Source organism: Brevundimonas aurantiaca, from assembly GCF_014199955.1.
Classification (GTDB): domain Bacteria; phylum Pseudomonadota; class Alphaproteobacteria; order Caulobacterales; family Caulobacteraceae; genus Brevundimonas; species Brevundimonas aurantiaca.
Genome location: NZ_JACHOQ010000022.1, coordinates 1 through 1,187 on the forward strand (window position 1 = coordinate 1; position 1,187 = coordinate 1,187).

The 1,187-nt window shown below is 65.0% G+C and carries 1 protein-coding gene; it reads right to left on the reverse strand.

What is annotated here, in order from left to right; all coding sequences use genetic code 11:
- Nucleotides 1–1,123, reverse strand: a protein-coding gene (locus GGQ93_RS16125; protein WP_183218395.1) for an IS3 family transposase whose coding sequence is annotated in 2 segments (ribosomal slippage) — nt 1–871 and nt 871–1,123 — 1,124 coding nt annotated over the 2 segments. Because the reading frame shifts where the segments join, the coding sequence is not laid out codon by codon here. This gene is flagged as partial in the annotation.
- Nucleotides 1,124–1,187: the final 64 nt, after the last annotated feature.

The window sequence follows — 1,187 nt, forward strand, 5'->3', positions numbered from 1 at the left end:
TCAGCGTAGCCTCCAACCAGCGCAGCGGACCGGCCGATCTGTCCGGTGAGCGCCTCTGCGTAAGCCTGCGGCGTCAGCCATCCCAGCTGTGAGTGCGGCCGGGTTTCGTTATAGTCGCGCCGCCAGGCTTCGAGCACCGCCCGGGCGTGCGATAGGGATCGGAACAGCGTCTCGTTCAGCAGCTCGTCGCGCAGCCGACCATTGAAGCTCTCATTGAAGCCGTTCTGTTGAGGCTTGCCCGGCGCGATGTAATGCCAGCCTACGCCGGCGTCGTCGGCCCAGGCCAGGATGGCGTTGGACGTATATTCCGTGCCGTTGTCGCTGATGATCGTCTCTGGTCGCCCGCGCCGCAGAATGATGGCGTCCAGCTCGCGCGCCACCCGCCGTCCCGACAGCGAGGTGTCGGCGACGAGCCCGAGGCACTCTCGCGTGCAGTTGTCGATCACCGTCAGGATGCGGAAGCGCCGCCCATCGGTCATCTGGTCGGAGACGAAGTCCAACGACCAGCGCTGGTTCGCGACCAGAGGAATCTCCAGCGGGCGCCGCGTGCCCATGGCCCGTTTGCGCCCGCCGCGCCGGCGCACCGTCAGCTTCTCCTCGCGGTAGATCCGCTGGACTCGCTTCTTGTTGACCGCATGCCCCTCGCGCCGGAGCATCACGTGCAGACGTCGATAGCCAAACCGCCGACGCTCCTGGGCCAGAGCCTTCAGACGATCGCGCAGGGTGCCATCGTCCGGTCGCGTCGCCTGATAGCGGACGCTCGTCCGATCCACGCCCAGCACCCGGCAGGACCGCCGTTCGCTCATCGCATATGCCAACTGCAGGTGCGCCGCCGCCTCTCGATGCGCAGCGGGCGTCACCACTTTTTTCCCAGCAGATCCTTCAGCGCGACGTTGTCCAGCATCGAGTCCGCCAGCATCCGCTTCAGCTTGGCGTTCTCCTCTTCCAGCGCCTTCAGACGCCGGGCCTCCGACACGTCCATGCCGCCATACTTGGCTTTCCACTTGTAGAAGGTCGGCGAGCTCAGACCGTGCTTCCTGCACAGGTCCGCCACCGGAACACCGGCCTCCTGCTCACGCAAAATCCCGATGATTTGCTCTTCCGTGAACCGTGATCGCTTCATTCTGTCCGTCCTTTCGAGGGGCGGACTCTAGCTATTCCTGGAGGAGTTTCAGGGGGTCACGTCA